General features: G+C 57.4%; 23 protein-coding genes. 17 read left to right on the top strand and 6 right to left on the bottom strand.

Annotated elements, in window-relative coordinates; all coding sequences use genetic code 11:
- Positions 1–129: 129 nt before the first annotated feature.
- Positions 130–2,157, top strand: a complete 2,028-nt coding sequence (locus ACR0EV_RS07545; RefSeq protein ID WP_480799527.1) for a DEAD/DEAH box helicase — start codon at positions 130–132, stop codon at positions 2,155–2,157.
- Between the two features lie 119 nt (positions 2,158–2,276).
- Here the strand turns inward: ACR0EV_RS07545 and ACR0EV_RS07540 are convergent, their stop codons facing one another.
- Both ACR0EV_RS07540 and ACR0EV_RS07535 read right to left on the bottom strand, forming a co-directional pair.
- Positions 2,277–3,374 (bottom strand): Gfo/Idh/MocA family protein, encoded by a 1,098-nt coding sequence (locus ACR0EV_RS07540; protein ID WP_480799526.1) that lies wholly within the window; start codon positions 3,372–3,374, stop codon positions 2,277–2,279.
- 12 nt (positions 3,375–3,386) lie between these two features.
- Entirely contained in the window at positions 3,387–4,097 is a 711-nt protein-coding gene (locus tag ACR0EV_RS07535; RefSeq protein WP_480799584.1) for a GntR family transcriptional regulator, read from the bottom strand.
- A 107-nt stretch (positions 4,098–4,204) separates the two neighbouring features.
- On the opposite strand from ACR0EV_RS07535, the gene ACR0EV_RS07530 reads away from it, so the two are divergent.
- The 7 genes from ACR0EV_RS07530 to ACR0EV_RS07500 all read left to right on the top strand — a co-directional run bounded on the left by ACR0EV_RS07530 (position 4,205) and on the right by ACR0EV_RS07500 (position 10,561).
- Positions 4,205–5,359 carry an LLM class flavin-dependent oxidoreductase gene (locus ACR0EV_RS07530; RefSeq protein WP_480799525.1) on the top strand — a complete coding sequence of 385 codons (1,155 nt, stop codon included), beginning with the start codon at positions 4,205–4,207 and terminating at the stop codon, positions 5,357–5,359.
- Positions 5,359–6,249 (top strand): aldo/keto reductase, encoded by an 891-nt coding sequence (locus tag ACR0EV_RS07525; RefSeq protein ID WP_480799524.1) that lies wholly within the window; start codon positions 5,359–5,361, stop codon positions 6,247–6,249. The genes ACR0EV_RS07530 and ACR0EV_RS07525 overlap by 1 nt, the downstream gene beginning before the upstream one ends.
- Entirely contained in the window at positions 6,249–6,764 is a 516-nt protein-coding gene (locus tag ACR0EV_RS07520) for a flavin reductase family protein (protein ID WP_480799523.1), read from the top strand. The genes ACR0EV_RS07525 and ACR0EV_RS07520 overlap by 1 nt, the downstream gene beginning before the upstream one ends.
- Before the next feature lie 53 nt (positions 6,765–6,817).
- On the top strand, positions 6,818–7,405 hold the full coding sequence (locus tag ACR0EV_RS07515) for a TRAP transporter small permease (protein ID WP_480799522.1): 588 nt from the start codon (positions 6,818–6,820) through the stop codon (positions 7,403–7,405).
- Positions 7,406–8,695 carry a TRAP transporter large permease gene (locus ACR0EV_RS07510; RefSeq protein WP_480799521.1) on the top strand — a complete coding sequence of 430 codons (1,290 nt, stop codon included), beginning with the start codon at positions 7,406–7,408 and terminating at the stop codon, positions 8,693–8,695.
- A gap of 24 nt (positions 8,696–8,719) precedes the next feature.
- On the top strand, positions 8,720–9,787 hold the full coding sequence (gene dctP, locus ACR0EV_RS07505) for a TRAP transporter substrate-binding protein DctP (protein ID WP_480799520.1): 1,068 nt from the start codon (positions 8,720–8,722) through the stop codon (positions 9,785–9,787).
- A gap of 69 nt (positions 9,788–9,856) precedes the next feature.
- Complete coding sequence (locus ACR0EV_RS07500) at positions 9,857–10,561, top strand: phytanoyl-CoA dioxygenase family protein (protein ID WP_480799519.1); 705 nt, start codon at positions 9,857–9,859, stop codon at positions 10,559–10,561.
- A 4-nt stretch (positions 10,562–10,565) separates the two neighbouring features.
- Here ACR0EV_RS07500 and ACR0EV_RS07495 read toward each other — a convergent pair whose 3' ends face one another.
- Entirely contained in the window at positions 10,566–11,036 is a 471-nt protein-coding gene (locus ACR0EV_RS07495; RefSeq protein ID WP_171236618.1) for a tetratricopeptide repeat protein, read from the bottom strand.
- 15 nt (positions 11,037–11,051) lie between these two features.
- On the opposite strand from ACR0EV_RS07495, the gene ACR0EV_RS07490 reads away from it, so the two are divergent.
- Positions 11,052–12,320, top strand: coding sequence for a cytochrome-c peroxidase (locus tag ACR0EV_RS07490; protein WP_480799518.1), 1,269 nt, complete (start codon positions 11,052–11,054; stop codon positions 12,318–12,320).
- Here ACR0EV_RS07490 and ACR0EV_RS07485 read toward each other — a convergent pair.
- Together ACR0EV_RS07485 and ACR0EV_RS07480 are read right to left on the bottom strand one after the other, a co-directional pair.
- Positions 12,317–13,162, bottom strand: coding sequence for a TauD/TfdA dioxygenase family protein (locus ACR0EV_RS07485; RefSeq protein WP_480799517.1), 846 nt, complete (start codon positions 13,160–13,162; stop codon positions 12,317–12,319). The two genes, ACR0EV_RS07490 and ACR0EV_RS07485, sit on opposite strands and share 4 nt — an antisense overlap.
- Before the next feature lie 115 nt (positions 13,163–13,277).
- Positions 13,278–13,907 (bottom strand): response regulator transcription factor, encoded by a 630-nt coding sequence (locus ACR0EV_RS07480; protein WP_480799516.1) that lies wholly within the window; start codon positions 13,905–13,907, stop codon positions 13,278–13,280.
- A 219-nt stretch (positions 13,908–14,126) separates the two neighbouring features.
- Between ACR0EV_RS07480 and ACR0EV_RS07475 the strand changes: the two genes are divergently transcribed.
- The 6 genes from ACR0EV_RS07475 to ACR0EV_RS07450 all read left to right on the top strand — a co-directional run bounded on the left by ACR0EV_RS07475 (position 14,127) and on the right by ACR0EV_RS07450 (position 20,820).
- On the top strand, positions 14,127–15,368 hold the full coding sequence (locus ACR0EV_RS07475) for a pyridoxal-phosphate-dependent aminotransferase family protein (RefSeq protein ID WP_480799515.1): 1,242 nt from the start codon (positions 14,127–14,129) through the stop codon (positions 15,366–15,368).
- A gap of 28 nt (positions 15,369–15,396) precedes the next feature.
- A complete protein-coding gene (locus tag ACR0EV_RS07470; protein ID WP_171187159.1) occupies positions 15,397–16,593 on the top strand; it encodes a malate--CoA ligase subunit beta in 1,197 nt (398 codons plus the stop codon).
- Positions 16,593–17,480 carry a succinate--CoA ligase subunit alpha gene (gene sucD / locus ACR0EV_RS07465; RefSeq protein ID WP_171187157.1) on the top strand — a complete coding sequence of 296 codons (888 nt, stop codon included), beginning with the start codon at positions 16,593–16,595 and terminating at the stop codon, positions 17,478–17,480. The genes ACR0EV_RS07470 and sucD overlap by 1 nt, the downstream gene beginning before the upstream one ends.
- Positions 17,480–18,451, top strand: a complete 972-nt coding sequence (locus ACR0EV_RS07460; protein ID WP_480799514.1) for a 2-hydroxyacid dehydrogenase — start codon at positions 17,480–17,482, stop codon at positions 18,449–18,451. Before sucD ends, ACR0EV_RS07460 begins: the two co-directional genes overlap by 1 nt.
- A gap of 78 nt (positions 18,452–18,529) precedes the next feature.
- Positions 18,530–19,825, top strand: a complete 1,296-nt coding sequence (gene glyA, locus ACR0EV_RS07455; protein WP_480799513.1) for a serine hydroxymethyltransferase — start codon at positions 18,530–18,532, stop codon at positions 19,823–19,825.
- A gap of 17 nt (positions 19,826–19,842) precedes the next feature.
- Positions 19,843–20,820: an HpcH/HpaI aldolase/citrate lyase family protein gene (locus ACR0EV_RS07450; RefSeq protein ID WP_171669743.1), complete on the top strand. Its 978-nt coding sequence runs from the start codon at positions 19,843–19,845 to the stop codon at positions 20,818–20,820.
- A gap of 86 nt (positions 20,821–20,906) precedes the next feature.
- Here the strand turns inward: ACR0EV_RS07450 and ACR0EV_RS07445 are convergent, their stop codons facing one another.
- Entirely contained in the window at positions 20,907–21,383 is a 477-nt protein-coding gene (locus ACR0EV_RS07445; protein WP_480799512.1) for an Lrp/AsnC family transcriptional regulator, read from the bottom strand.
- 87 nt (positions 21,384–21,470) lie between these two features.
- Here ACR0EV_RS07445 and ACR0EV_RS07440 point away from each other — a divergent pair, with 87 nt between their 5' ends.
- Complete coding sequence (locus tag ACR0EV_RS07440) at positions 21,471–22,481, top strand: pyridoxal-phosphate dependent enzyme (protein WP_480799511.1); 1,011 nt, start codon at positions 21,471–21,473, stop codon at positions 22,479–22,481.
- Positions 22,474–23,598, top strand: coding sequence for an amidohydrolase (locus ACR0EV_RS07435; RefSeq protein WP_480799510.1), 1,125 nt, complete (start codon positions 22,474–22,476; stop codon positions 23,596–23,598). The genes ACR0EV_RS07440 and ACR0EV_RS07435 overlap by 8 nt, the downstream gene beginning before the upstream one ends.
- The last annotated feature ends 33 nt before the right edge of the window (positions 23,599–23,631 follow it).

Here is a 23,631-nt window from a genome sequence, read left to right as displayed (position 1 = left end):
AGTTCAAAAAAGTCAAACCCTGCCGGTTCCGGTTTGTTTCATTGCTGATCGGACCTGCAGGCCCAAACGAGGCTGTACAAACTCTGCCATCGTCGTTAAGGGCGTGATCTTTCTTCTGCAAGGTGATGTATGCCCAACCTCTTCGACCTGCCAATGACGCTTTCGCAGGCGTTGACCAACAAAGGTTACAGCGAACTTACGCCCGTTCAGGTGGCGGTGACCCAGCCTGAGCTGGCCCAGCTTGACCTTTTGGTGTCAGCACAAACCGGATCAGGAAAGACGGTTGGCTTTGGGTTAGCCATAGCACCCGACCTGCTGGACAAAGACGGCCGGTTTGATCGACCGGCTGCCCCTTTGGCCCTGGTCATTGCGCCCACACGTGAACTGGCCATGCAGGTTCAGCGAGAGTTTGACTGGCTTTTCTCTGAAGCAGGGATCGTTACTGCATCTGCCGTGGGTGGTATGGATGCGCGCACGGAACGCAGAGCGATTGAGCGCGGCGCACACGTCATCGTCGCCACGCCCGGCCGTCTCAGAGACCACGTGTCGCGAGGAGTGATCGATCTGGGTGATCTTAGAGCGGTTGTCCTGGACGAAGCGGATGAGATGCTGGACATGGGATTCTCCGAGGATCTGGAATTCATTCTGGATCACACTCCGGAAAACCGTCGGACATTGCTGTTTTCTGCAACGGTGCCGCGCGGCATCGCCAAGCTTGCGCAGACCTATCAGAAAGAAGACGCCCGTAGGATCGAGGTCGGCAACAAAAACGCCCAGCACGCGGACATTTCCTATCTTGCGCTGTCCGTGGCCCCGTCAGACATCGAAAAGGCAATCATCAACCTTTTGCGTTTTCATGATGCGCAAACGGCGATCATCTTTGCCAATACCCGGTCTATAGTGGCCCGCCTGACAGCGAAGTTTTCCAACAGGGGGTTTTCGGTGGTTTCGCTTTCGGGCGAGCTGAGCCAGTCCGAGCGCACCCACGCTTTGCAGGCCCTGCGCGACGGGCGCGCGCGTGTATGTATCGCAACAGATGTGGCTGCACGCGGTATTGACTTGCCCCGGCTGGAACTTGTGATCCACGCGGATCTGCCGTCCAATGCGGAATCCCTGTTGCACCGGTCCGGGCGAACAGGCCGCGCCGGACGCAAGGGCACTTCGGTGCTGATTGTACCTGGGCGCCAACGGTCAAAGGCACAGCGCCTGTTGAAATCCGCCAAACTGGAGGCCGAATGGGGCACGCCACCCTCTGCCGAGGCGGTGCTTGCCCGCGATGAAGAACGGCTGATGTCCGATCCGGGATGGAGTCAATCGCCAAGCCCCGAAGAACAGGCGTTTGCCCAACGCCTTTTGCAAGAGCATACAGCCGAGAAGATCGCGGCGGCGTTTCTGCGACTCTACCGCGAGCGCAATTCCGCGCCAGAGATTTTGGGTGATGTGCCTGAACCGGGTGCCCGCAAAAAACGAGAGGCTTCGGATTTCGGGCCAAGTACGTGGTTTTCGTTGTCGTTGGGTCGCAAACAGCGGGCTGAGCCGCGTTGGTTGCTGCCGATGCTGTGCCGAAATGCCGGGATCTCTAAAGACGCGATTGGGGCCATTCGTGTCCAGTATCAGGAAACATTCGTTGAAATTCTCAGCGACGCGGTACCGGCAATGAAGAACGAGCTTGGCCCTGAGCTTGACCTTGAACAGGGTGCGCGCTTGACCGAATTGCCGGGTGTTCCGAATTTCGACGCCTCGCCCAAAGGCCCTCCGGCTACGCTGAAAGCACCACGTAAAACGCCACGCCCGGATCGGAAAGAGAACACATCGCGTCGAGACAGCAAGCCCGCTGGCGCGTCGAAACCCGCTGAGTTTGAACCAAGCCCAAAAAAGCCGCAGAAGCGCCGGGAAAGCCCGGACAAACCAAAGTCTGCAAAGCCAAAGGCAGGTCATAGCAAGAGTCAGGGCAACCCCGGGAAGAAACCAACGGGCAAAAGCGGCGGTGCGGAAAACAAGCGGCGCAAAAACGCGGCGGATCCGTCGAAACCGATGGGGTCTCGGACCGAACGTCACAAAAGCCGACATGACGGCGAGAAGCCCAAGAGCTTTAAAGTGCGTGCGAAAAAAGGCCCGGATGCGCGTCCGATGAGGAAACCATCGCGGACAAATTGAACCTTGACCATGTGCTTGCGGATCACGTGCAAGCACACATCCACAAAGGTTTCGGGCGGTCGTACGAGAAGGGTTGAGTTCCAAACGATTTGAGAACACAACCCTTCGCGACGCTTTGGTCAGCCGCCTAAGCGTACGGTTTCGCCGCTTTCCATCGCCTGTTGTGCGGCGTGTCCGATCCGTACGGCCCAAAGACCGTCCTTTAGGCTGACATCGGGTTGGGCCTTTTCGCCGCGCAGTACGGCCAGAAACCCTTGGTGCTGATAATAGGTTGATCCATTGTGGTCTCCGGCCGCCAGTATTCTGGCGTCTACGGGGACGTCTATTGACGTGGGCCCCTTGGGGTTGCGGGGGCTTACGATAACCTTGGGCACCGGCGGTTCCCCCAGATGATCCGGCCAGAAGCGCCCTGGTCCGGGAACCAGCGCTTCGACTTTGGCGTTGGGTCCAACAGCAGAAATTTCTTCCTGATACCGAGCGCCTTCGGCAAACATGCACAGCTCTAACATGGCGCGTGCGCCCGAGGCGAAATCGACAATAACGTACCCGTGGTCCAGAATATCCGGTGTTTCGCCTTCGTAGCTTTCGTCCAGATGATTGACGGCTTGCCCCCCACTTGCGGTCACGCGTACCGGGTCGGATTGCAGGATCAAGCGCATGAGATCGAAGAAATGACAGCACTTTTCAACAAAGGTGCCTCCGGTATTGCGATTAAACCGGTTCCAGTGGCCGACCTTTTCCAGAAATGGAAAACGATGCTCGCGGATAGACAGCATCTTCACGCCACCTGTCGTTCCAGCCTTGTCGATCAAAGCGGCAATTGGGGGCATGTATCGGTATTCCATCGCAACCCAGATGGGGCAGGGATAGATACGCTCAACCTCTTCCAACCGGGCCGCATCCTGTGGGTCGGTGAACAACGGCTTTTCCACCAGCAGCGGCAGGGGTCGCGTTTCCGCAACTTCGCAGATCTGGTCCACGTGCAAGTGATTAGGGCTTGCTATGACAAGGCAATCCAAGTCCTCGACCGCCAGAAGCTCTTTGACCGAGCTCACCATCGTGGCATCCGGCGCAATGGCTTTGGCGGCTTTTGCCATCACCGGATCCGGCTCAAAAATCGCTGCCACGCGCGTCCCTTCCAACAGGCCGATATTGTGCAAGTGCTCTTGCCCCATCATGCCGCATCCTATCAGCCCGTAGTTGATGGTCCGGGTCATGCGTGTTTCCTTTTACTTCAAACGTTGGACGTAGTTGGCCCGATCCGGGTCGAACCATGTTTTCGAAAATTCAACGGGTTCAGCGGTCTCTGACCAGCTGAAACGCTCGATATACCCCACTGTTTGGCCTGCTGGTTTGGTGAAGCTTTCGGGCGTCCAATCGGGAAGCGATTGGACCGAGACCCTGTCTTCGGCCCGAATGATCCAAAAACCCAATTGGCGTTGATAGTAGCGGTAAAGAGAGTCGGACAAGAGGGTCCGGTCGATCAAACCTGCTGATTCGTCCAGCCAGATTTCTTCGACAGCTATGATTGTATCATTCAAATAGCGCATCCGGCGCACGCGTGATCCACGGTTCGACTTACCGAATTGCGGCAGACCGGATGGTTTGTCCAAGTGATCAACCGACAGGATATCGGCGCGTGGCAGGCCACCGCCTTCGGGCAGTTCAAGCCGGAACATAGCATAGACGCTGTTCTGCGTGCCCGTTTCGCGAATGTAGTTTCCTGAACCCTGGATGCGTTCCAGCATCCCCTTTTTTTCAAGCTCGGCGAGCGATTTTCGCAGAGTTCCGACCGAGACATTCAGATCAGCCGCCATCTCGCGTTCGGGTGGCAGGCGCTCTCCATCCATCAACCGCCCGGCCGCGACATCGCGGATCAGCAGTTCCGCAATCTGGATGTAAACCGGAAGTGCGTTCGGATTTCGATTGGCAGAGGGCACAGTCTGTCGCTTCACTTGGTCGCGGGAAAAATTGATACACTATTGATCTACATCAAAGCGATTGCTACGCAAGAGAAAAAGCAAACGCTGCGCGGAGACCGACTCAGATGACTATCGTCCCCATCACATCCCCTGATCTGGACGCTGCTGAAGTATCGTGGTTTGCGGCACTTTGTTCGGACGATTATCAGTTTCTGGGTGTGCCGGACGGCGATCTTCGATCCAGTTGGGAGCATTGCTCGGGCATCGTGAAAGAGGCCGAAGCGCAGGGATTTCGCAACATCCTGTGTCCGTCTTCGTATCAGGTTGGTCAGGACACGCTGAGTTTTGTCGCTGGCTGCGCACCGATCACCGACAGGATCAACATGCTGGCCGCTGTACGCTGCGGTGAGATGCAACCGATCATGCTGGCGCGCACCATCGCAACGCTGGATCATATGCTGAAGGGGCGGCTGACCGTCAACATCATCTCATCGGACTTCCCCGGTGAGAAAGCCGACAGTGCATTCCGTTATCAGCGATCGCGCGAAGTGGTCGAGATTTTGAAACAGGCCTGGACGCAGGATGAGATCAATCACGCCGGCGAGGTATACAATTTTTCGGGTCTGACGACCGAGCCCGCGAAACCCTACCAGACAGGCGGCCCGCTGTTGTATTTTGGTGGATATTCACCTTCGGCTTTGGACTTGTGCGGTGAACATTGCGACGTCTACCTGATGTGGCCTGAAACAAAGGACCAACTTGCCGAACGGATGAAAGCCGTGCACGCAGTTGCCGAGAATTACAACCGAACACTGGATTATGGACTGCGCGTCCACATGATCGTCCGCGATACCGAGGCTGAGGCGCAGGAATATGCGGATTACATCGTTTCGAAGCTGGATGACGAATACGGTCGCGCCATACGTGAACGGGCGTTGGACGCGACGTCGCTGGGTGTTGCACATCAGGCCAAGAACCGCGATCTGGCGGATGAATACGGCTATGTTGAACCCGGGCTGTGGACCGGGGTCGGACGCGCGCGGTCTGGCTGCGGGGCGGCTCTGGTCGGATCGACTGATCAGGTTATGTCCAAGATCGAGGAATACCAGAAGATGGGCATCCGTGCTTTTATATTCTCGGGCTACCCGCATATGGACGAGGCCAAGCATTTCGGCGCGCGCGTGATGCCGAACCTGAAAACCTGTTCCCTTCCAGAAGCTTATGGAAGGGTTCCAAAGACGACCCCGGCCACACCGCTGGGCAACGGAGTACGCCGCTGATGCAACGTGTGAAACTATCTGCAACGCTGGAAATGAGCCGCCTTGTCTATGGCATGTGGCGGCTGGGCGATGACAGCGACACGTCTGTCGGTCATGTCGAAGCCAAGATTCAGGCTTGTCTGGATCAGGGCATAACCACCTTCGATCAGGCCGATATCTATGGCGGTTACGCAGCCGAGGCCGTTCTGGGCAACGCTCTGCGGGCTAATCCAAACCTGCGCCAGAAGATGGAGATCGTCACCAAATGTGACATCATCGCCCCGGTGGGCCGTTACGCGGATGCGAAGGTGAAATACTATGACACGTCGCGTGCGCATATCGTGAAGTCGGTCGAAACCTCGCTTACAGAAATGGCCATTGACCATATCGACCTGCTGTTGATTCACCGCCCTGACCCTCTGATGGACCACAATGAAACTGGTGCCGCGCTGGACGAAGTTGTCGCCAGCGGTAAGGTGGGCGCTGTGGGTGTATCGAACTTCCGCCCCTGGGACTGGTCGCTGCTGCAATCGACCATGAAGACCAAACTGGTCACCAACCAGATCGAGATTTCTTTGGGTGAGATCAGCCCCTTCACAAATGGCGATCTGGCGTTTCACCAGCAACACGGCCATCCGTTGATGGCGTGGTCGCCGCTGGGCGGAGGTCTGTTGATGGCCGGAAACCCTCCGGTCGGCGTAGTGGCCGATGGAATCGCAGCCGAGTTTGGTGTGGATCGCGCCGCCGTTGCCGTGGCTTTCCTGTTGGCACATCCGGCGAACATCATGCCGGTTCTGGGCACCAACAATCTGGACCGGATCAAGCGCGCTTCGGACGCTTTGAAAGTCAAACTGGATCGCGAAACCTGGTATCGCCTCTATGAGGCTGCGCTGGGACATGAGGTACCTTGATGAACGCAATCTCAAAGGACATGACCCATACTTTCGTTCCGCATAAGGACGACACCCGCACCCTTCGTGACGCTTTTGGTCGTTTTGCGACCGGCGTCACCATCGTCACCTGCGACAGCGCGGATGGCCCGGTTTGCATTACCGCAAACAGCTTTTCGTCCTTGTCACTGGACCCACCACTGATCATGTGGGCAGGCGACCGCAACTCGCGCCGCTTCCCATATTTCCATGCGGCGCGACATTTCAGCGTTCACGTCTTGTCATCGGAGCAGGCCGAACTGTGCTTTGGCTGCTCGAAAGACGCCTTTGCCCTGCGCGACATCGCCCATGAGCGCTGCAAAAACGGTACGCCGTTACTGTCGGATTGTCTGGCACGGTTCGAGTGCGAACAACATGCGTATCACGACGCGGGTGATCACGTTATTGTCGTAGGAAAAGTTCTAAGGGCCAGCATGGCGGATGGAGACGCGCTGACCTTTTACGCCGGGAAACTCGGCCAATTCGCGCAGCACTAAGCGCGATCTGACGACCGTGGGACATACCCGCGGCTGAACAAGGGAGGATCCGCATGGGCGGACTGGCATCGGTGCTTGCGCCGATTGCATTCGTGAACGAAACCGTGCTGCGTCTTGGCCGCGCGGTTGGTGTCGTTGCGATTGCACTCATGGTAATCGCAATCCTGATTCAGGTGTTCTTCCGATATGTTCTGGGCAATGCTCTGCCTTGGCCGGATGAGGCCGCACGGTTCTGCATGTTGTGGATGACCGGTCTGATGGCCCCCACAGCGTTTCGGCGCGGGGGCTTTGTGGCCATTGATATGCTAGAACGCTTTTTAACGCGTTCTATTGGCCAAACGTTAAACCTGTTCCTGCTGCTAATCTCGCTTGCTGTCTTGCTAGTCGCCGTCAATATCGGCTGGTCCGAGGTGACCGGTTTTGGTGGTAGGTTCGCCACTGCCGCGCTCTACCTGCCCACCTCGTTGGGGTTTGACGAATGGTACCGCATTCCGCGCAGTTGGATGATGGCCTCACTGCTGGTGGGGGTGGTCCTGCTGATCTCGGTGAATATCGAGTTGATCCTGCGATCCTTCATCACTCTGCTGGGTGGGGGTCACCTGTTGCCTGAAATTCCTGATGCGGCAGTGGGGGCCGAATAAATGCTGATCTGGTTCCTACCCACCTTTCTGATTTTCCTGCTGATCGGCCTGCCGGTCTTTTTCGCCCTTCTGGCCGCGCCGGGTATCCTGCTGTGGCTCAACGGTCAGACCAACGACATCACGCTGCTCTATCGCAACGTCTATAACGGCATGGACAGTTTCCCGCTGATGGCGATCCCCTTCTTCATGCTGGCTGGCGAACTGATGAACCGCGGCGGCATCACCATCCGCCTTGTCGAGTTTTCACAGGCGCTTATGGGCCATCTGCGTGGCGGTCTGGCGCATGTGAATGTGCTGAGTTCGATCCTCTTCGCGGGCCTCTCGGGGTCCGCGGTGGCGGATACCTCAGCGCTTGGATCGATGTTGATCCCGGCCATGGAGAGACAGGGCTATACCCGCAAATTTGCCGCCGCGATTACAGCGGCCAGTTCGGTGATCGGGCCGATCATTCCGCCTTCGGGCATCATGATTATCTACGCTTATGTTATGGGCGAAAGCGTGGCTGCGCTGTTCCTCGCGGGCATCGTGCCCGGTGTGATGGTCGGCGTCGGTCTGATGCTGATGATCAAACTGATGGCCGACCGCTACGACTTCCCCGTCGCCAGCCGCAAATACACATGGCCCGAGCGGCGTCAGGCCAGCCTGAAAGCCTTCTTCCCGCTGATGACTCCGGTGATCATTCTGGGCGGTATTCTGGGCGGCATCTTCACCCCGACCGAGGCGGCAGCTGTTGCCGTGGGATATGCCTTTATCATTGGCTTCTTCGTCCTGCGCACGCTTACATGGAAAGAAGTGCCCGAGGTGCTGAGCAACGCAGGCATGACATCAGCCGTTGTACTTCTGCTGGTTGGCGCGGCGATGGCGTTCAAGACGGTGGTCAGCCTCAGCCACGCGCCGGAGCAACTGGCCTCGCTGATCCTCAGCCTGTCTGAAAACCCGTTGATCCTTCTGTTCCTGATCAACTTACTTCTGTTCATCGTCGGCATGTTTTTGGATGCAGGCCCGGCGATCATCATCCTTGGTCCGATCCTTGGCCCGATCTTCACCAGCCTTGGTGTTGACCCGATCCACTTCGCCATCATCATGAGCGTCAACCTGACCGTCGGCCTCGCCACCCCGCCCATGGGGCTGGTCCTGTTTGTGGCCGCGGCCGTCTCGCGCGAACGTGTCGAAACCATCGCCAAAGCGATCCTGCCGTTCCTGGCGGTCGAAATCATCGTGATTTTCCTGATTACATATATCCCCGCACTATCCATGACGATCCCGAGGATAACGGGATTTGCCAACTAACTGAGTTCCACAGGGAGGAAACGCATGCTCAGAAACTTTATCAAAACCGCAGCGGTTGCCACTTCGCTTGTGGCCGCGTCTGCCGTCGCGGCAACGGCTGCCGACTACACGCTGCGCGCCACTGCCAATTCGAACGAAAACGACGAGGACTATGACGGCCTGATCGTCTTCAAGAACTATGTCGAGGCCGCCTCGAACGGCGCGATTGAAGTCGAATTGTTTATCGGCACCCAGCTATGTTCGAATGGCGCCGAGTGCTTGCAGGGTGTGGCAGAGGGTCAAATCGACATCGTCATCCAAACCTCGGGTGGCACGTCTGGCATCTTCCCCTTTGTTCAGGTTCTGGACCTGCCCTATCTGATGTCGGATGACCGCGTTGCCGAATCTGCGCTGGCCAACGGCTCGCCTTTTGTGACCAAGATGCAGGAAATGGTCGCCGAGAACTCGGGCGGCGCGCTGCGTCTGATGACGATTGGCAACACCGGCGGCTGGCGCAACTTTGCAAACACGCAGCGCCGCATCCAGAGCCCCGGCGACATGGAAGGGCTGAAGATCCGCACCGTAGTCGCAGATCTGCCGCAGGAACTGGTCAAAGCGCTGGGCGCGGCCCCGACACCGATCCCGTGGCCAGAGCTGTTCACCTCGTTTCAGACAGGAGTTGTCGAAGGCTCCAAGAACGGCATTACCGACATCATGAGCATGAAGTTCCCTGATGCGGGTCTGAAATACGTCACTCTGGACGGGCATGCTTATATGGGTGCGCTATGGTTCATGAACAACGAAAAGTTCATGTCGATGCCGCCAGAGCTGCGCAATGTTATCGTCGATGGATTCTATCAGCTGCAGCAGGCCACATTTGCCTCGCCCAAGCGCAAGTCGATCCAGGCGTATGAGGAATTCGTAGCCGAAGGTGGCGATCTCTATGTCCCGACCCCGGAAGAGAAGGCAGCGTTCAAGGAAGCTGCGGCACCTGTCTATGATTGGTTCAAGGCGAATGTCGACGGCGGAGAAGCCGCCTTTGACGCCTTGAATGCAGCGGTTGCCGAAGCCGAAGCCGAGATTGCGGCGACGCGCGCTGCCGAGACGCAGTAAGGCCGTCTAAAAAAAACCCTGCGCGCGGCCCCGGTCGCGCGCAAGCCTGCCCCCGCCGGAGAAACTCAGATGCTCGACCAAACCGATGCATTTCGCCGCCAAGGTTACCTCGTTTTCGAAGATGCACTCAGCCCAGAAGACCTGCAGATGCTACGCGGCACCTGCAACACGCTTCTGGAAGAGCCAGCCCATGATGGCGGCGGCAACGTGCACAAAATTGGGCTAGGCGATGCGCGACGCTTTCTCCGCCATCGTCACGCCGAGTTTCCGTTGCTGGAAGACTTCTTGCTCGGCCCCAAAATCGCCGAAATCATAAGCGCCTGCGGGATCGAAGACCCGATGCTGTTCAACGAACAATTCGTGGTCAAAGGTGCGGGCAAAGGCGCGAGTTTTGCCTGGCATCAGGACGGTGCCTATGTCGGCTTTGATCACACACCCTATCTGACCGTCTGGATCGCAGTGGATGATGCGACCGAAGAAAATGGCTGTGTCTATATCCTGCCGCGCGATTTGGACGCCGAGCCGGGTCTGGACCCTCACGAATGGCAGGATGAAAGCAACGAACTCAACGGGTATTTCGGCTCGGAGACCGGCACACCGATGACCTGCAAGGCGGGAACGATCGTAGCGTTTTCCAGCCTCACGCTTCACAGCTCGGGTGCGAATACGACTGCGAATCCACGACGGGCTTTTGTGTGCCAATACTCCTCAGGCCCGATTATCGATCCTGAAACCAATGCACCGAAACGGTTTGCTAAACCGCTAAAGGCTTGATCCCTCATCTGAAAGGGTACATCCACCCTTTGTAATCATTGACCAGAACATGCGCTCTTTCGATCTGCTCCGGCGACATTTTCTTGACCACTTCCTCAAGGCTGATCGCCGCATCGGGATCGCCGCCAATGGCGCTGAGCGTGTACCACATGTAAGCCCTGACCAGATCAGGCGCGGGCATCCCAAGACCCAGCTCATAATACCAGCCAACCCCCGACTGGGCCCCCGGATGCCCCTTCATCGAGGCGCGCAGATACCATTCGAACGCGCGCTCATAGTCCCGTTCGACGCCCAGGCCCAGCCCGTACATCACGCCAATCAATTCCTCGGCCTCGGCATTGCCCGAGCGGGCGGCGGGCAGCAGTTCTTTGCGCGCGGCTTCAAACTCCCCAGCCTCCATCAAGTCGCGCGCCTGTTCCAGTTCGGCGAGCGCCGGGCTGGCAAGCAGACAAAGTGCAAGTACAAACTGGCGCATGGAGTTGCTTTCCTCTTGGCCGGGAGCGCGGCGGCACAGGATGTGCCGCGCCCGCTGACCGATGATGACTTCTTGCCCTTTGATATGGAACAGGCCGCCATCGGTCATCAACTGTTTTACGACCCGATCCTGTCAGGTAATAGGAACATATCCTGTGCCCATTGCCACCACCCGGATTTAGGCACCTCGGATGGGGTGTCGCTGGGCATCGGAGAAGGCGGACAGGGGTTGGGGCCGGAGCGTACACCCGGCATCGGTGCAGACAGAATCCGTAAACGCATTCCCCGAAATTCGCCCGGTCTTTGGAACCTCGGGGCAAAAGAGATCCACACGGTGTTTCACGATGGCCGGTTGAGCATCTCGGATGTCTACGGCAACGGGTTCAACTCACCCGCGCAGGAGTGGTTGCCTGAAGGCTTGAACTCGCTGCTCGCTGCGCAAGCGCTTTTTCCGCTGACCTCGCAGTTCGAAATGGCTGGTAACGTGGCCGAAAATCAAGTCACCGGGGCCGTCCACGATCGCATCGACAAAGGGTGGCCGATCCTTGCCAAACGCGTAAGAACGGATCCCCATTACGGCCCGGCAATGGTCGCAGCATTTGATGAGATTGAAACCACGGAAGACATCACAATCACCCAAATCGCCAACGCTTTGGCCGCGTTCATGGCCATCGAGTGGAGGAGCACCGACAGCCCATTCGATCAGTATCTGGCTGGGGACATGAATGCGTTATCAACCCTTCAAAAAGACGGGATGGATCTGTTCTATGGCAAGGCAAACTGTTCCGCGTGCCACGCGGGCCCATTGATGTCCGATCAGGAATTCCATGCTTTGGCCATTCCGCCTTTTGGTCCGGGCCGAACCCGTCAATGGGATCCGCATGCCCGCGACGTCGGTCGTATGGGTGAAAGCAATCGGTTGGAAGATGCCTACAGGTTTCGCACCCCCATGTTGCGCAATGTTGCTTTGACGGCCCCTTACGGTCACAACGGGGCTTTCCCCGATCTCGAAAGCATCATTCGCCATCATCTGAATACTCAGGCAAGTTTTGATGCCTGGACGCCCGATATGGCTGGTTTGCCCGAGGTTCCGTGGTTGCACGATGCTGACTTTCTGGTTTGGGACGATCGATTGGAAATGGAACGCCAACGCAGCAAAGCTGACATTGATCCGATTGAACTCTCGGAAGTGGAAATCCAGAATCTGATCGCTTTTATGGACGCTTTGACAGGCTCCAGCGTGGATGCACCGATTTTTGGCGTGCCCAGTGGATTTGTTCCTTAGCTGTCCTTGTTTTCAGTAGGGTTGGACAAAGCCACGCCTTCAACCGTGACCCGGTGCATCAGGCGTCGAAAACCGTGATAGTCGTTGATTGCCTTGTGCCATGTGGCCCTGTTGTCCCACATCGTTATGTCGCCCGCGCGCCAACGCACGCGGCATTGGAACTCGGGTTGTTTGCAGTGCTCGTACAGCATCGCAAGAATTGCATCTGACTCGTCTTTGCTGAGCCCTTCGATATGCGTTGTGAAGACAGGATTCACAAAAAGACCACGACGCCCGCTGAGTGGATGTGTGATGACAATGGGATGGTGCGCATCTTGTGTCGCGGCGTCTGCGTTGCCCAATCGACCGCTCTTGGCGGCTTCGCTGTCTTGTATGGCGGCACCAAAGACGTGACGCGAAGAATGCACAGCAGTCAGCCCGTCTAGAAACTGACGCATTGGGGCCGAGAGTGCCTCATACGCGGCTGCCATAGACACAAACAGCGTGTCTCCGCCATAAGGCGGCATCTCAATCGCATGCAGGATTGATCCCATGGCTGGCGCTGCGTCATAGGAATGATCAGTGTGCCACCCTTCACCCACCGCTTCTTTCTGGTCTTTTTCTTTGAGGACCGTCGCAATCTCGGGATAGCCATCAACCGGTTTGAAGAAACGGTTGACGTTGATCGCGCCAAAGCTGCGAGCAAAGTGCAGATGGTCTTCAGGGGTAGCGGTTTGACCCCTTAAGACGATAACGGAATACTTGGCAAAGGCTTGGTGGATATCAGGGAATTGCCCGTTGTCTCGAATATCGGCGCCGCAGATTTCAGCGCCTAAGCCGCCGGTGAGGGGTGTGATGTCCATCGGGGTGCTCCTGCTTTTTCAAGATCAGGATAAAGGACGATTGGGCTTTGGAGAAACGGAATTAGTGAGCACTTCGCCATCGCGCATTCTGGACAGCAGACCCCGGACCATGGTCCTAATCCAGTGCGGATCTGGACGAATAGTAATATGCAATGGCCTGAGTTCTGTTTTTCACGGCTAGCTTGTCATAGATATTGGACAGGTGAAATTTCACCGTATTCGTCGAAATCTGAAGCTCTTTTGAAAGATCCCGATTGGACATGCCTTGGGCCAAGGCTTCAAGAATGGTGCGTTCTTTGCGGGACAGGCTTTGGATTGGGTCCTGTTGCATTTTTCGAACGTCGATGAACGGAAAGACCATCTTACCGGCGGCTACATCGGCGCAGGTTTCAAGCAAGCCTTCGACCTCGCCGGATCGCGCGGCAAAACCGGCGGCACCGGCTTGCATGGCCAGCCGCGGCGTTTCGCTAGTCACATCCCCGTACACCACAAACCGGGGTGCATTGGCCTGTTCTCGGAGAACCTCGATCAGCTTTGCTGCTCCGAGCACCGGGAGGTTCCAGTCGACCACCCCCACCTGAACCGGAACCCGCATGACGGTTCCCAGGAACCCTTCGGCAGTGGCTGACGTCGCCACCAACGAGAATCGTTGGTCGCGTTCAAAGATTTCAGACATGGCAGACAGAACCAGCGGATTGCCGTCTGCCAGCATAACATCAATAGGGGTACTTGGCGCGCCAATCATCTGTTTTTACCCAACTTTCGCGATTTCCCACCCAAACGGGTAGGTAAAAATTCAGTATACCTTGGTATTTTTACCAATTCGGGTGGGAATTTCCCCATCCTTTTGGCCATCCTAAAGCAGTAGTAAGTTACGTTGCGTCATCGCGCAAGGCGGCGTTTTCTGTCCGGCAACGAAACACGACGGGTCCAAGAGCCCGACCAACGCCGAGGATGACAGACGATGACTTTTCAGATTTTCCCTCCTCTTGAGATCCCCGAGACATTGGCCGCTGGCCCGGGGCCGGGCAACACTGACGCCCGTGTCCTGCGCGCCTTCAGCAGCGCTGGCGTGGCAGATCACATGCAGGGTGACGTTCTGCGGGGCATGATCGAGTGCAAACACATGCTGCGAAAGATATGGGGCACGTCCAACACGTATACTTTTGCGGTCGCAGGCACCGGTTGGAGCGCTCTGGACGCGATGTTCTCTGCCGTCATGCCTGGCGACAAGGTTGTGGCGTTTGCCAACGGGACATTCTCGGGTATCGACGCTCTGACCCTGCGGATCAAGGCGGCTACACCTCAGGAACACGCATCCAACCCGCTTGACCCGCAAGCCGCCAGTGTCACCGTAATCGAGGTTCCGCACGGTCAGCCGGTGACAGGTGAACTGGTTGACGCAGCTTTGTCTGAGCACAAGCCCAAATGGGCGTTCATGGCCCATTGGGAAACCGGATCCGGACGCGTCAACGATCTGCGCGGTTTTTCGGACGCCTGTGAACGCAATGGTGCCTTGGGTCTGATCGACGCGGTGTCGTCGCTGGGTGCCGATGACTTTTCGATTGATGATTACCCCGGTATCGCCGGGTGGGCGTCTTGCCCGCAAAAAGGTCTGTGCTGCCTGCCGCTGACCTACGCGCCGGTCAGCTTTACGGATGCCTACATCGAAAGTCTGAAGGCGTCAGGCGCGTATTCCTATGTTCACAATCCGATCTTTGAAGCGCGCCATTGGGGTATTGTCGATGGGCAAGACGTAGAAAAAGGCACCTATCACCGGACGCATTCGGGTTATGCCGTTGCGGCGTTTCATGAAGCCCTGCGTCTGACCCTGCAAGAAAGTTTGGCAAAGCGGGCCATGGCCTACCGCACACACGAAAAGGTCCTGCGCGATGCGGTGATCGAAATGGGCTGCGAAGTGACTTCGGACATGCCCAGCCTCGTCGTGCTGAACCTGCCGCCTGAACTGGCCGGGCGCGAGATGGAGCTGGTCCAGAACTGCCGCGCACGGGGATTTGGCATCTGGCCGACACTCAGCGCACCGGTACAGGTCCGGATCGGTATCCTCAATCAGTTGAACCGGGACTCGGTCAGCCGGATCGTACGTCTGTTCGCCGAAGCCCTGCGAGAGCTGGGCGGAGAGGTCGATCAGGATGCGATCGAGGCTTTGCTTGAAAGCCGCTACGGCACTTCAATCGCTGCTTAACCACACTGCATGAACGGGAGGATTGCAGATGGATATTCATGAATACCAAGCGAAAGAACTTCTTTCCAATTTCGGGGTGGACGTCCCTGCGGGCGCGCTTGCCTACAGCCCGGAACAGGCGGCCTATCGGGCGCGCGAGTTGGGCGGCGACAAATGGATCGTCAAAGCACAGGTCCACGCTGGTGGGCGCGGCAAGGCCGGAGGCGTCAAGCTTTGCAACACTGAAAACGAGATTTATCAGGCCTGCGATGACCTGTTCGGTCGCAAGCTGGTCACGCATCAAACGGGCCCGGAAGGCAAAGGCATCTACCGTGTTTACGTCGAAGCCGCCGTGCCGATTGATCGCGAGATTTATCTGGGCTTTGTTCTTGACCGATCCAGCCAACGGGTGATGATTGTCGCCTCGTCAGAAGGTGGGATGGAGATCGAAGACATCTCGGCCGACCGCCCGGACAGCATCGTGCGATCCATCGTGGAACCAGCAGTCGGGCTTCAGGAATTCCAGGCGCGTGAGATTGCGTTCAAGCTTGGTCTTGAACCCAAGCTGATCCAGCAAATGGTGCGCACACTACAGGGGTGTTACGCCGCGTTCAGTGACCTGGATGCTACCATGGTCGAGATCAACCCACTGGTTATCACCGGCGACGACCGCGTTCTGGCGTTGGATGCGAAGATGAGCTTTGACGACAACGCACTGTTCCGTCACCCGCAGATCGCCGAGCTGCGCGACAAAAGCCAGGAAGACCCGCGTGAAAGCCGTGCGGCGGACAGGGGGCTGTCCTACGTGGGTTTGGACGGAAACATCGGCTGCATTGTCAACGGTGCCGGTCTGGCGATGGCCACTATGGACACGATCAAGCTGGCCGGTGGTGAGCCTGCCAACTTCTTGGATATCGGCGGCGGGGCTTCGCCAGAACGGGTCGCCAAGGCGTTTCGGTTGGTTCTGTCTGACACCAATGTTCAGGCCATCCTCGTCAACATTTTCGCAGGCATCAACCGCTGCGATTGGGTGGCAGAGGGCGTCGTTCAGGCGTTGAAGGAATTGGATATCGACCTTCCTGTCGTGGTTCGGCTGGCCGGAACGAATGTCGAAGAAGGCCAGAAGATCCTCGCCAAGTCGGGCCTTCCGATAATCCGCGCGACAACACTGATGGAAGCGGCGGAACGCGCCGTGGGCGCATGGAAAAACGACCTTACCCAAGGCACCAAGATGAGGGCTGTGTAATGAGCATTCTTCTCGATCGCGACTCGCGTGTCATCGTACAAGGCATCACAGGCCGGATGGCGCGGTTTCATACCAAGGACATGCTGAAATATGGCACAAATGTCGTGGGCGGCGTCGTACCCGGTAAGGGCGGCGAAACCGTCGAAGGTGTTCCGGTTTTTGACACCGTCAAACAAGCCGTTGAGGCGACCGGCGCAGATGCCAGCCTTGTTTTCGTTCCTCCTCCGTTTGCGGCAGATTCGATCATGGAAGCAGCGGATGCCGGTATCCGGTACTGCGTTTGCATCACCGACGGTATCCCGGCGCAAGACATGATCAGGGTGAAACGCTACATGTACCGCTACCCCAAGGACAAACGTATGGTTCTGACCGGTCCGAACTGTGCGGGCACGATTTCGCCGGGCAAAGCGTTACTGGGCATCATGCCGGGTCACATCTACCTGCCCGGACATGTCGGGATCATCGGTCGCTCGGGCACGCTGGGCTATGAGGCCGCAGCGCAGCTGAAAGAGCGCGGGATTGGTGTTTCAACCAGCGTCGGGATCGGGGGCGACCCCATCAACGGGTCATCGTTCAAGGACATCCTTCAACGGTTCGAAGACGACGAAGACACCCATGTCATCGCCATGATTGGTGAGATTGGCGGCCCACAGGAAGCCGAGGCGGCAGAGTATATCCGTGACCACATCACCAAACCGGTGATCGCCTATGTTGCGGGCCTGACTGCTCCGAAAGGGCGGACCATGGGCCATGCGGGTGCGATCATTTCGGCCTTTGGCGAAAGCGCCAGCGAGAAGGTCGAAATCCTGTCTGCCGCTGGAGTGACTGTGGCGGAAAACCCTGCCGTGATTGGTGAAACAATTGCGCGTGTGATGGAGGCTGCGTGATGGTCAAACCTTCGGTTCTTGTGACCCGTCGCTGGCCTGCTGCCGTCGAGGCGCAGTTGGCCGAGAACTATAACACCGTACTGAACACCGGGGACAAGCCCTTGTCCCCGTCTGAAATCCGGCAGGCGTTGAAATCCTATGACGCAGTACTGCCGACTGTAACGGATAAGCTGAGCGCCGAGGCGCTGGACGTATCTGGTGCGCAGACAAAAATCCTTGCCAATTATGGGGTCGGCTACAGCCACATTTGTGAGCCGTCTGCCCGCGAACTGGGTATGACCGTGACGAACACGCCTGATGTTCTGTCAGAATGCACCGCAGATATTGCCATGACCCTGCTGCTGATGGTGGCGCGTCGGGCGGGTGAGGGCGAACGCGAGCTGCGTTCCGGCAACTGGACCGGTTGGCGGCCCACGCATCTGGTGGGGACTAAAGTCAGCGGTAAGACGCTTGGCATCATCGGTTATGGGCGCATCGGTCAGGAAATGGCCCGCCGTGCGCATCACGGCTTTGGCATGGACGTGCTGGTCTATAACCGCAGCCCGGTGGACCCGGCTGTATTGGCGCGGTGCAATGCCACTCAGGTCACGTCAATTGATGAGTTGTTGCCGCAATGCGATTTCGTCTCACTTCATTGCCCCGGCGGGGCTGCGAACCACCACATGATCAATGCGCGCAGGCTGGACCTTATGAAACCCGACGCGTTCCTGATCAACACGGCGCGTGGTGAAGTCATCGACGAACGGGCGCTGGTCCAATCGCTGATGTTCGACATGATCGGTGGTGCAGCACTGGATGTGTTCGATGGTGAACCCCGTATCTGTGCAGATCTGCTGCAATGCGACAACCTCGTGATGCTGCCGCATCTTGGCAGCGCCACCCGCGAGGCGCGTGAGGCAATGGGGTTCAGGGTTTTGGATAACCTGAGTGACTTCTTTGAAGGCCGAGAGCCACGCGATCGGGTGATCTGACCCACCCAACATACCAATCGAATTTGTCGATGCGGCCCTGAGGACTGCATCGACACCTTCCCACAGGAGAATTGCCCCGTGAATGCGCCGCACCGTACAGACGGATTTTTCACCCAGTCCCTATCGGACCGTGACCCTGAGCTTTTCGACTCGATCACGTCCGAGCTGGGCCGTCAGCGCGACGAGATCGAGCTGATCGCATCCGAGAACATCGTCTCTGCCGCCGTGATGGAAGCGCAGGGCTCGGTCATGACCAACAAATACGCCGAAGGCTATCCGGGTCGGCGCTATTATGGCGGTTGTCAGTTTGTCGATATTGCCGAGAACCTGGCCATCGACCGGGCCAAAGAACTGTTTGGCTGCGGCTTTGCCAATGTGCAGCCGAACTCGGGCTCTCAGGCCAACCAGGGTGTGTTCCAGGCGCTGATCCAGCCCGGTGACACCATTCTGGGCATGAGCCTGGATGCCGGTGGTCACCTGACCCACGGCGCGCGCCCGAACCAGTCGGGCAAGTGGTTCAACGCGGTGCAATACGGCGTCCGCAAAGAAGACAACATGCTGGACTATGATCAGGTCGAGGCGCTGGCGAAAGAGCACCAGCCCAAGCTGATCATCGCGGGCGGCTCAGCCATCCCACGCCAGATCGACTTTGCCCGCATGCGTCAGATCGCCGACATGGTGGGCGCCTATCTGCACGTGGACATGGCGCATTTCGCCGGTCTGGTGGCGGCAGGCGAACACCCCAGCCCCTTCCCGCACGCGCATGTGGCGACCACGACCACGCACAAGACCCTGCGCGGCCCGCGTGGGGGTATGATCCTGACCAATGATGAAGATATCGCTAAGAAAGTGAATTCGGCGATCTTCCCCGGCATTCAGGGCGGCCCGCTGATGCATGTGATCGCTGGTAAGGCCGTGGCCTTTGGCGAAGCCCTGCGGCCCGAGTTCAAAACCTATATCAGCCAAGTCATCACCAACGCGCAGGCGCTGTCGGATCAGCTGATCAAAGGTGGTCTGGACACGGTGACCCACGGCACTGACACCCATGTGGTGCTGGTCGACCTGCGCCCCAAAGGCGTGAAGGGCAACGCGACCGAAAAGGCCCTGGGCCGGGCCCATATCACCTGCAACAAGAACGGCGTGCCGTTTGACCCCGAAAAGCCGACCATTACCTCGGGCATCCGTCTGGGTTCGCCCGCCGGCACCACCCGCGGCTTTGGCGAGGTCGAGTTCCGCCAGATCGCCGATTGGATCATCGAAGTGGTCGACGGCCTGGCTGCCAATGGCGAAGACGGCAACGGCGCCGTCGAAGCCAAGGTCAAAGCCGAGGTCGCAGACCTCTGCGCCCGCTTCCCAATCTATCCGAACTTGTAAGGCCAAGGACCCAACACATGAGTTTTCATTCTATTGAACAAGCCCCAGCCCGTCTGAACCGCAGCGAGCTTGCCGTTCCCGGCAGCCAACCCGGAATGTTTGAAAAAGCGGCAAAATCGGATGTGGACGTTATCTTCCTGGATCTGGAAGATGCCGTCGCACCGGACGAAAAGGAACAGGCCCGCAAAAACATCATTCAGGCGTTGAATGACATCGACTGGGGCAACAAGACCATGTCGGTACGCATCAACGGGCTGGACACCCACTACATGTACCGCGATGTGGTGGACGTTGTTGAACAGGCTGGCGCTCGGCTGGATCTGATCATGATCCCCAAGGTCGGCACAGCTGCTGACGTCTATGCTGTTGATATGCTGGTCACGCAAATCGAGGATGCCAAGGGTTACAACAAGCGGATCGGGTTCGAACACATCATCGAAACTGCGCTGGGTATGCAAAACGTAAGCGAGATTGCTGCCGCTTCGAAGCGCAACGAAAGCCTTCATTTTGGTGTTGCCGATTATGCAGCGTCGACTCGGGCCAGGACGACCATTATCGGCGGTGTGAACCCCGATTATTCAGTGCTGACCGATGCGGATGCCGATGGGGGCCGCCTGACGCATTGGGGCGACATGTGGCACTATGCGCTGGCGCGTATGGTGGTCGCTGCCCGCGCCAACGGCCTGCGCCCAATCGACGGGCCGTTCGGAGATTTCCAGGACCCTGACGGCTATAAAGCTGCCGCCAAACGTGCTGCTGTTTTGGGGTGCGAAGGGAAATGGGCAATCCACCCCAGCCAGATTGCCTTGGCAAACGAAGTTATGTCGCCGTCCGACGCCGAAGTGACCAAGGCTCAGCGTATTCTTGTCGCCATGGCCGAGGCCGAAGCGGATGGGAAAGGAGCCGTATCTTTGGACGGCCGGTTGATCGACTACGCCTCGATCCGCCAAGCGGAAGTGCTGGTTGAGAAAGCAAGCCAGATTGCGGCGGCGTAAATGAAGTGACAAGGCAAAGACCAAATCAAATGCGCACGCGCGATCTTGGTCTTTGCCTCCCACCGATACCGGAAACGCATTTGGCCCTAACCTGTGTCCTGATCTCTTACAGGAATGCCCAAACCGACTTTCTTTCGCCCCATCACAACAGAGGTGCGAAACCGGCGGACGTTTGAATTGTCGAAGAACAGCTTTTTGGTAAGCTCTTCAAAATCATCCATATCACGCGCCGTACAGATCAGGCAGAAGTCCGCGTCACCTGTGATGTAATAGCACTGCTGCACCATGGGATCGGACTGTGCCTGTCGCGAAAAGGAGTCGATCTGATCCTGACGTTCGCGCTCCAATTCAACCATGACAATGAAGCTCATCGCGACGCCCACCTTCTTGGGGTCAACTATTGCGACTTCTGATTGAATGGCACCAGAGTTTCTGAGCGCTTTGAGCCGACGTTGTACTGAAGCGACCGACAAGCCTGTTTCTGATGCAAGAGCATCAAGACCCATTTTTGCGTCACTTTGCATCAATCGCAGCAAGTGGCGGTCGAAGTGATCGATTTTCACAATGTGCTACCCTTGTTTGAGAAATTTTCTCGTAGTGTTATCAAAATTGACCATAATAGATCACGAATTGCGCGTAAAACTTGGTGCATGGAACACACCACGATACTCGATGCAGAAAAACCGCTGGCTCTGCTGGCGGAATGCCCCGTTTACAGACAAAGCCCGTTGGAGACCCGCAGATTCCGGGGGCGATCCATCCTCATCAAGGATGAAACCAACAGGATGGGCCTGGGTGCGTTCAAAGCTCTGGGCGGTGTTTACGCTGTTGCCAAGCTGATTGAAGCGCGTGTTGTTCACTCTTTGAAACCCAGCGCCTTTCTTAGCGACACGGTAAAGGACGCGGCAGGATCGATGACTTTTGTGTGTGCCAGTGCAGGTAATCACGGCATGGCTGTGGCGGCTGGAGCGCGCCTCTTTGGTGCGGCAGCGCGCATTCATCTTGCCGAAACAGTCCCCGAAGAATTTGCCGTTCGTCTTCGGGCAAAGGGCGCAGATGTTGTTCGATCCGGGGATGATTATGAGGCAAGCGTCGTCGCAGCCATCGCCGACGCCGAGGCAACCGGTGCCATCCATCTCGCCGATGGATCCTGGCCGGGATATACCGAGCCTCCGCGATTGGTGATGGAGGGTTATACCGTCATTGCCGAAGAAATGCGCAACGATTTGGAAGTGTCCGCAAATTGGCCGAGCCACGTGTACCTGCAGGCGGGTGTTGGCGGGCTGGCCGCGGGCATTGCCTATATGATCCGGTCGAACTGGCCGGTGCAGCCAAAGATCACAGTTGTTGAACCAGATGCTGCACCCTGTCTGAAGGAAAGCGCCCGAGCTGGAGAAATCGTCACAGTTGAAGGGCCCGTCTCAAACATGGGGCGTTTGGATTGCAAAACGCCATCCATGTTGGCTTTGGATATCTTGAAGCGCTGTGCAGACGATTGGGTTACAATCAGTGACCGACAGGCGCAGAACGCTGTAAACAGCGCCTTTGAATTAGGTTTCTCGACCACGCCATCCGGAGCAGCCGGGCTGGCCGCCTGCCTTGAGGGTGACGATAATTTGCCATTGGTCATCTTGTCCGAAGGGGGCGTTTCTGATGCTTGATCTTGTTGCGTTTCGTCGTGATCTTCATGCCCATCCGGAAACCGGGTTCGACCTTGACCGGACCCCCGATTTGATTGCGGCCGAGTTGGAGCGCGCCGGGCTCGAGGTCACCCGAGGTGTGGGTCGAACCGGAATTGTTGCCACCTTGCGCCGTGGGCCTGATGAGACCGCAATCGGGTTTCGTGCCGACATGGACGCGCTGCCAATTCACGAAATGACCAATTTGCCTTACCGGTCGAATATAGAGGGCAAGTTCCACGGTTGCGGTCATGACGGGCATAGCACAATGCTGCTTGGTACTGCTTTGGCGCTTGCTGCAGACACATCGTTGGACCGGACCGTTCATTTCATTTTCCAGCCGGATGAAGAGAACGGAAATGGGGCCGCCGCGATGATCGCTGACGATCTGTTCGAACGATTCCCAATGTCTGCAATCTTTGGGCTTCACAACATGCCGGGAATGGAACTTGGGCATTTCGCAACCCAGGCGGGGCCTTTCTGCGCGTTCGAGGACAATTTTGAAATCCGCATTCAGGGGCAGGGGGGTCATGCTTCCATGCCAGAGAAGGGCATCGATCCGATCGTGACCGGGGCGGCGATTGTCATGCAGTTGCAATCTATCGTTTCGCGTTCCCTGCCGCCTCGGGAGCATGGTGTGGTTTCAATTACAGAATTCCTGACAGACGGTGCACGCAACATCCTGCCGAGCAATGTCACCATACGCGGGGATTGCAGGGGGTTTTCCAAAGATGTGTCGGATTGCATCGAGCGTAGAATGCGCGCCATTGTCGACGGCGTTAGTACGGCACAAGGGGCGGTGTCAGAGGTCGATTACTCCACATCGTTTCGTCCATTGGTAAACGATGCCAAAGCCACTGATGCGATCTCGGGCGCAGCTGGCAAAGTTGGTACGCTTGATGCTGAATTTGGCCGGGTTGGTTTCTCAGAGGATTTTGCCGAGTTTCTCATGCATCGCCCCGGCGCGTTTATCCTCATGGGAAACGGGTTGGACGGGAACAATGCAATGCCGCTTCATAATCCGTCCTATGATTTCAACGATGAAGCGATCAGATACGGAATTGCGTTCTGGACCAGCCTTGCGCAGCGCGGTTTTTGAGGCTGACGCGGTTGCCGCTCTGGTGGTTCTTTT

This window comes from Ruegeria sp. CF8, from assembly GCF_056537285.1.
Note: the sequence above shows the minus strand (reverse complement) of the source record. Positions and strands in the feature narration are given on the sequence as shown.

Bases quoted from the DNA above. Each gene is read 5' to 3' on its own strand.
- ACR0EV_RS07545 (WP_480799527.1), top strand. From the start codon at position 130: ATGCCCAACCTCTTCGACCTGCCAATGACGCTTTCGCAGGCGTTGACC.
- ACR0EV_RS07540 (WP_480799526.1), bottom strand. From the start codon at position 3,374: ATGACCCGGACCATCAACTACGGGCTGATAGGATGCGGCATGATGGGG.
- ACR0EV_RS07530 (WP_480799525.1), top strand. From the start codon at position 4,205: ATGACTATCGTCCCCATCACATCCCCTGATCTGGACGCTGCTGAAGTA.
- ACR0EV_RS07525 (WP_480799524.1), top strand. From the start codon at position 5,359: ATGCAACGTGTGAAACTATCTGCAACGCTGGAAATGAGCCGCCTTGTC.
- ACR0EV_RS07520 (WP_480799523.1), top strand. From the start codon at position 6,249: ATGAACGCAATCTCAAAGGACATGACCCATACTTTCGTTCCGCATAAG.
- ACR0EV_RS07515 (WP_480799522.1), top strand. From the start codon at position 6,818: ATGGGCGGACTGGCATCGGTGCTTGCGCCGATTGCATTCGTGAACGAA.
- ACR0EV_RS07510 (WP_480799521.1), top strand. From the start codon at position 7,406: ATGCTGATCTGGTTCCTACCCACCTTTCTGATTTTCCTGCTGATCGGC.
- dctP (WP_480799520.1), top strand. From the start codon at position 8,720: ATGCTCAGAAACTTTATCAAAACCGCAGCGGTTGCCACTTCGCTTGTG.
- ACR0EV_RS07500 (WP_480799519.1), top strand. From the start codon at position 9,857: ATGCTCGACCAAACCGATGCATTTCGCCGCCAAGGTTACCTCGTTTTC.
- ACR0EV_RS07495 (WP_171236618.1), bottom strand. From the start codon at position 11,036: ATGCGCCAGTTTGTACTTGCACTTTGTCTGCTTGCCAGCCCGGCGCTC.
- ACR0EV_RS07485 (WP_480799517.1), bottom strand. From the start codon at position 13,162: ATGGACATCACACCCCTCACCGGCGGCTTAGGCGCTGAAATCTGCGGC.
- ACR0EV_RS07480 (WP_480799516.1), bottom strand. From the start codon at position 13,907: ATGATTGGCGCGCCAAGTACCCCTATTGATGTTATGCTGGCAGACGGC.
- ACR0EV_RS07475 (WP_480799515.1), top strand. From the start codon at position 14,127: ATGACTTTTCAGATTTTCCCTCCTCTTGAGATCCCCGAGACATTGGCC.
- ACR0EV_RS07470 (WP_171187159.1), top strand. From the start codon at position 15,397: ATGGATATTCATGAATACCAAGCGAAAGAACTTCTTTCCAATTTCGGG.
- sucD (WP_171187157.1), top strand. From the start codon at position 16,593: ATGAGCATTCTTCTCGATCGCGACTCGCGTGTCATCGTACAAGGCATC.
- ACR0EV_RS07460 (WP_480799514.1), top strand. From the start codon at position 17,480: ATGGTCAAACCTTCGGTTCTTGTGACCCGTCGCTGGCCTGCTGCCGTC.
- ACR0EV_RS07450 (WP_171669743.1), top strand. From the start codon at position 19,843: ATGAGTTTTCATTCTATTGAACAAGCCCCAGCCCGTCTGAACCGCAGC.
- ACR0EV_RS07440 (WP_480799511.1), top strand. From the start codon at position 21,471: ATGGAACACACCACGATACTCGATGCAGAAAAACCGCTGGCTCTGCTG.
- ACR0EV_RS07435 (WP_480799510.1), top strand. From the start codon at position 22,474: ATGCTTGATCTTGTTGCGTTTCGTCGTGATCTTCATGCCCATCCGGAA.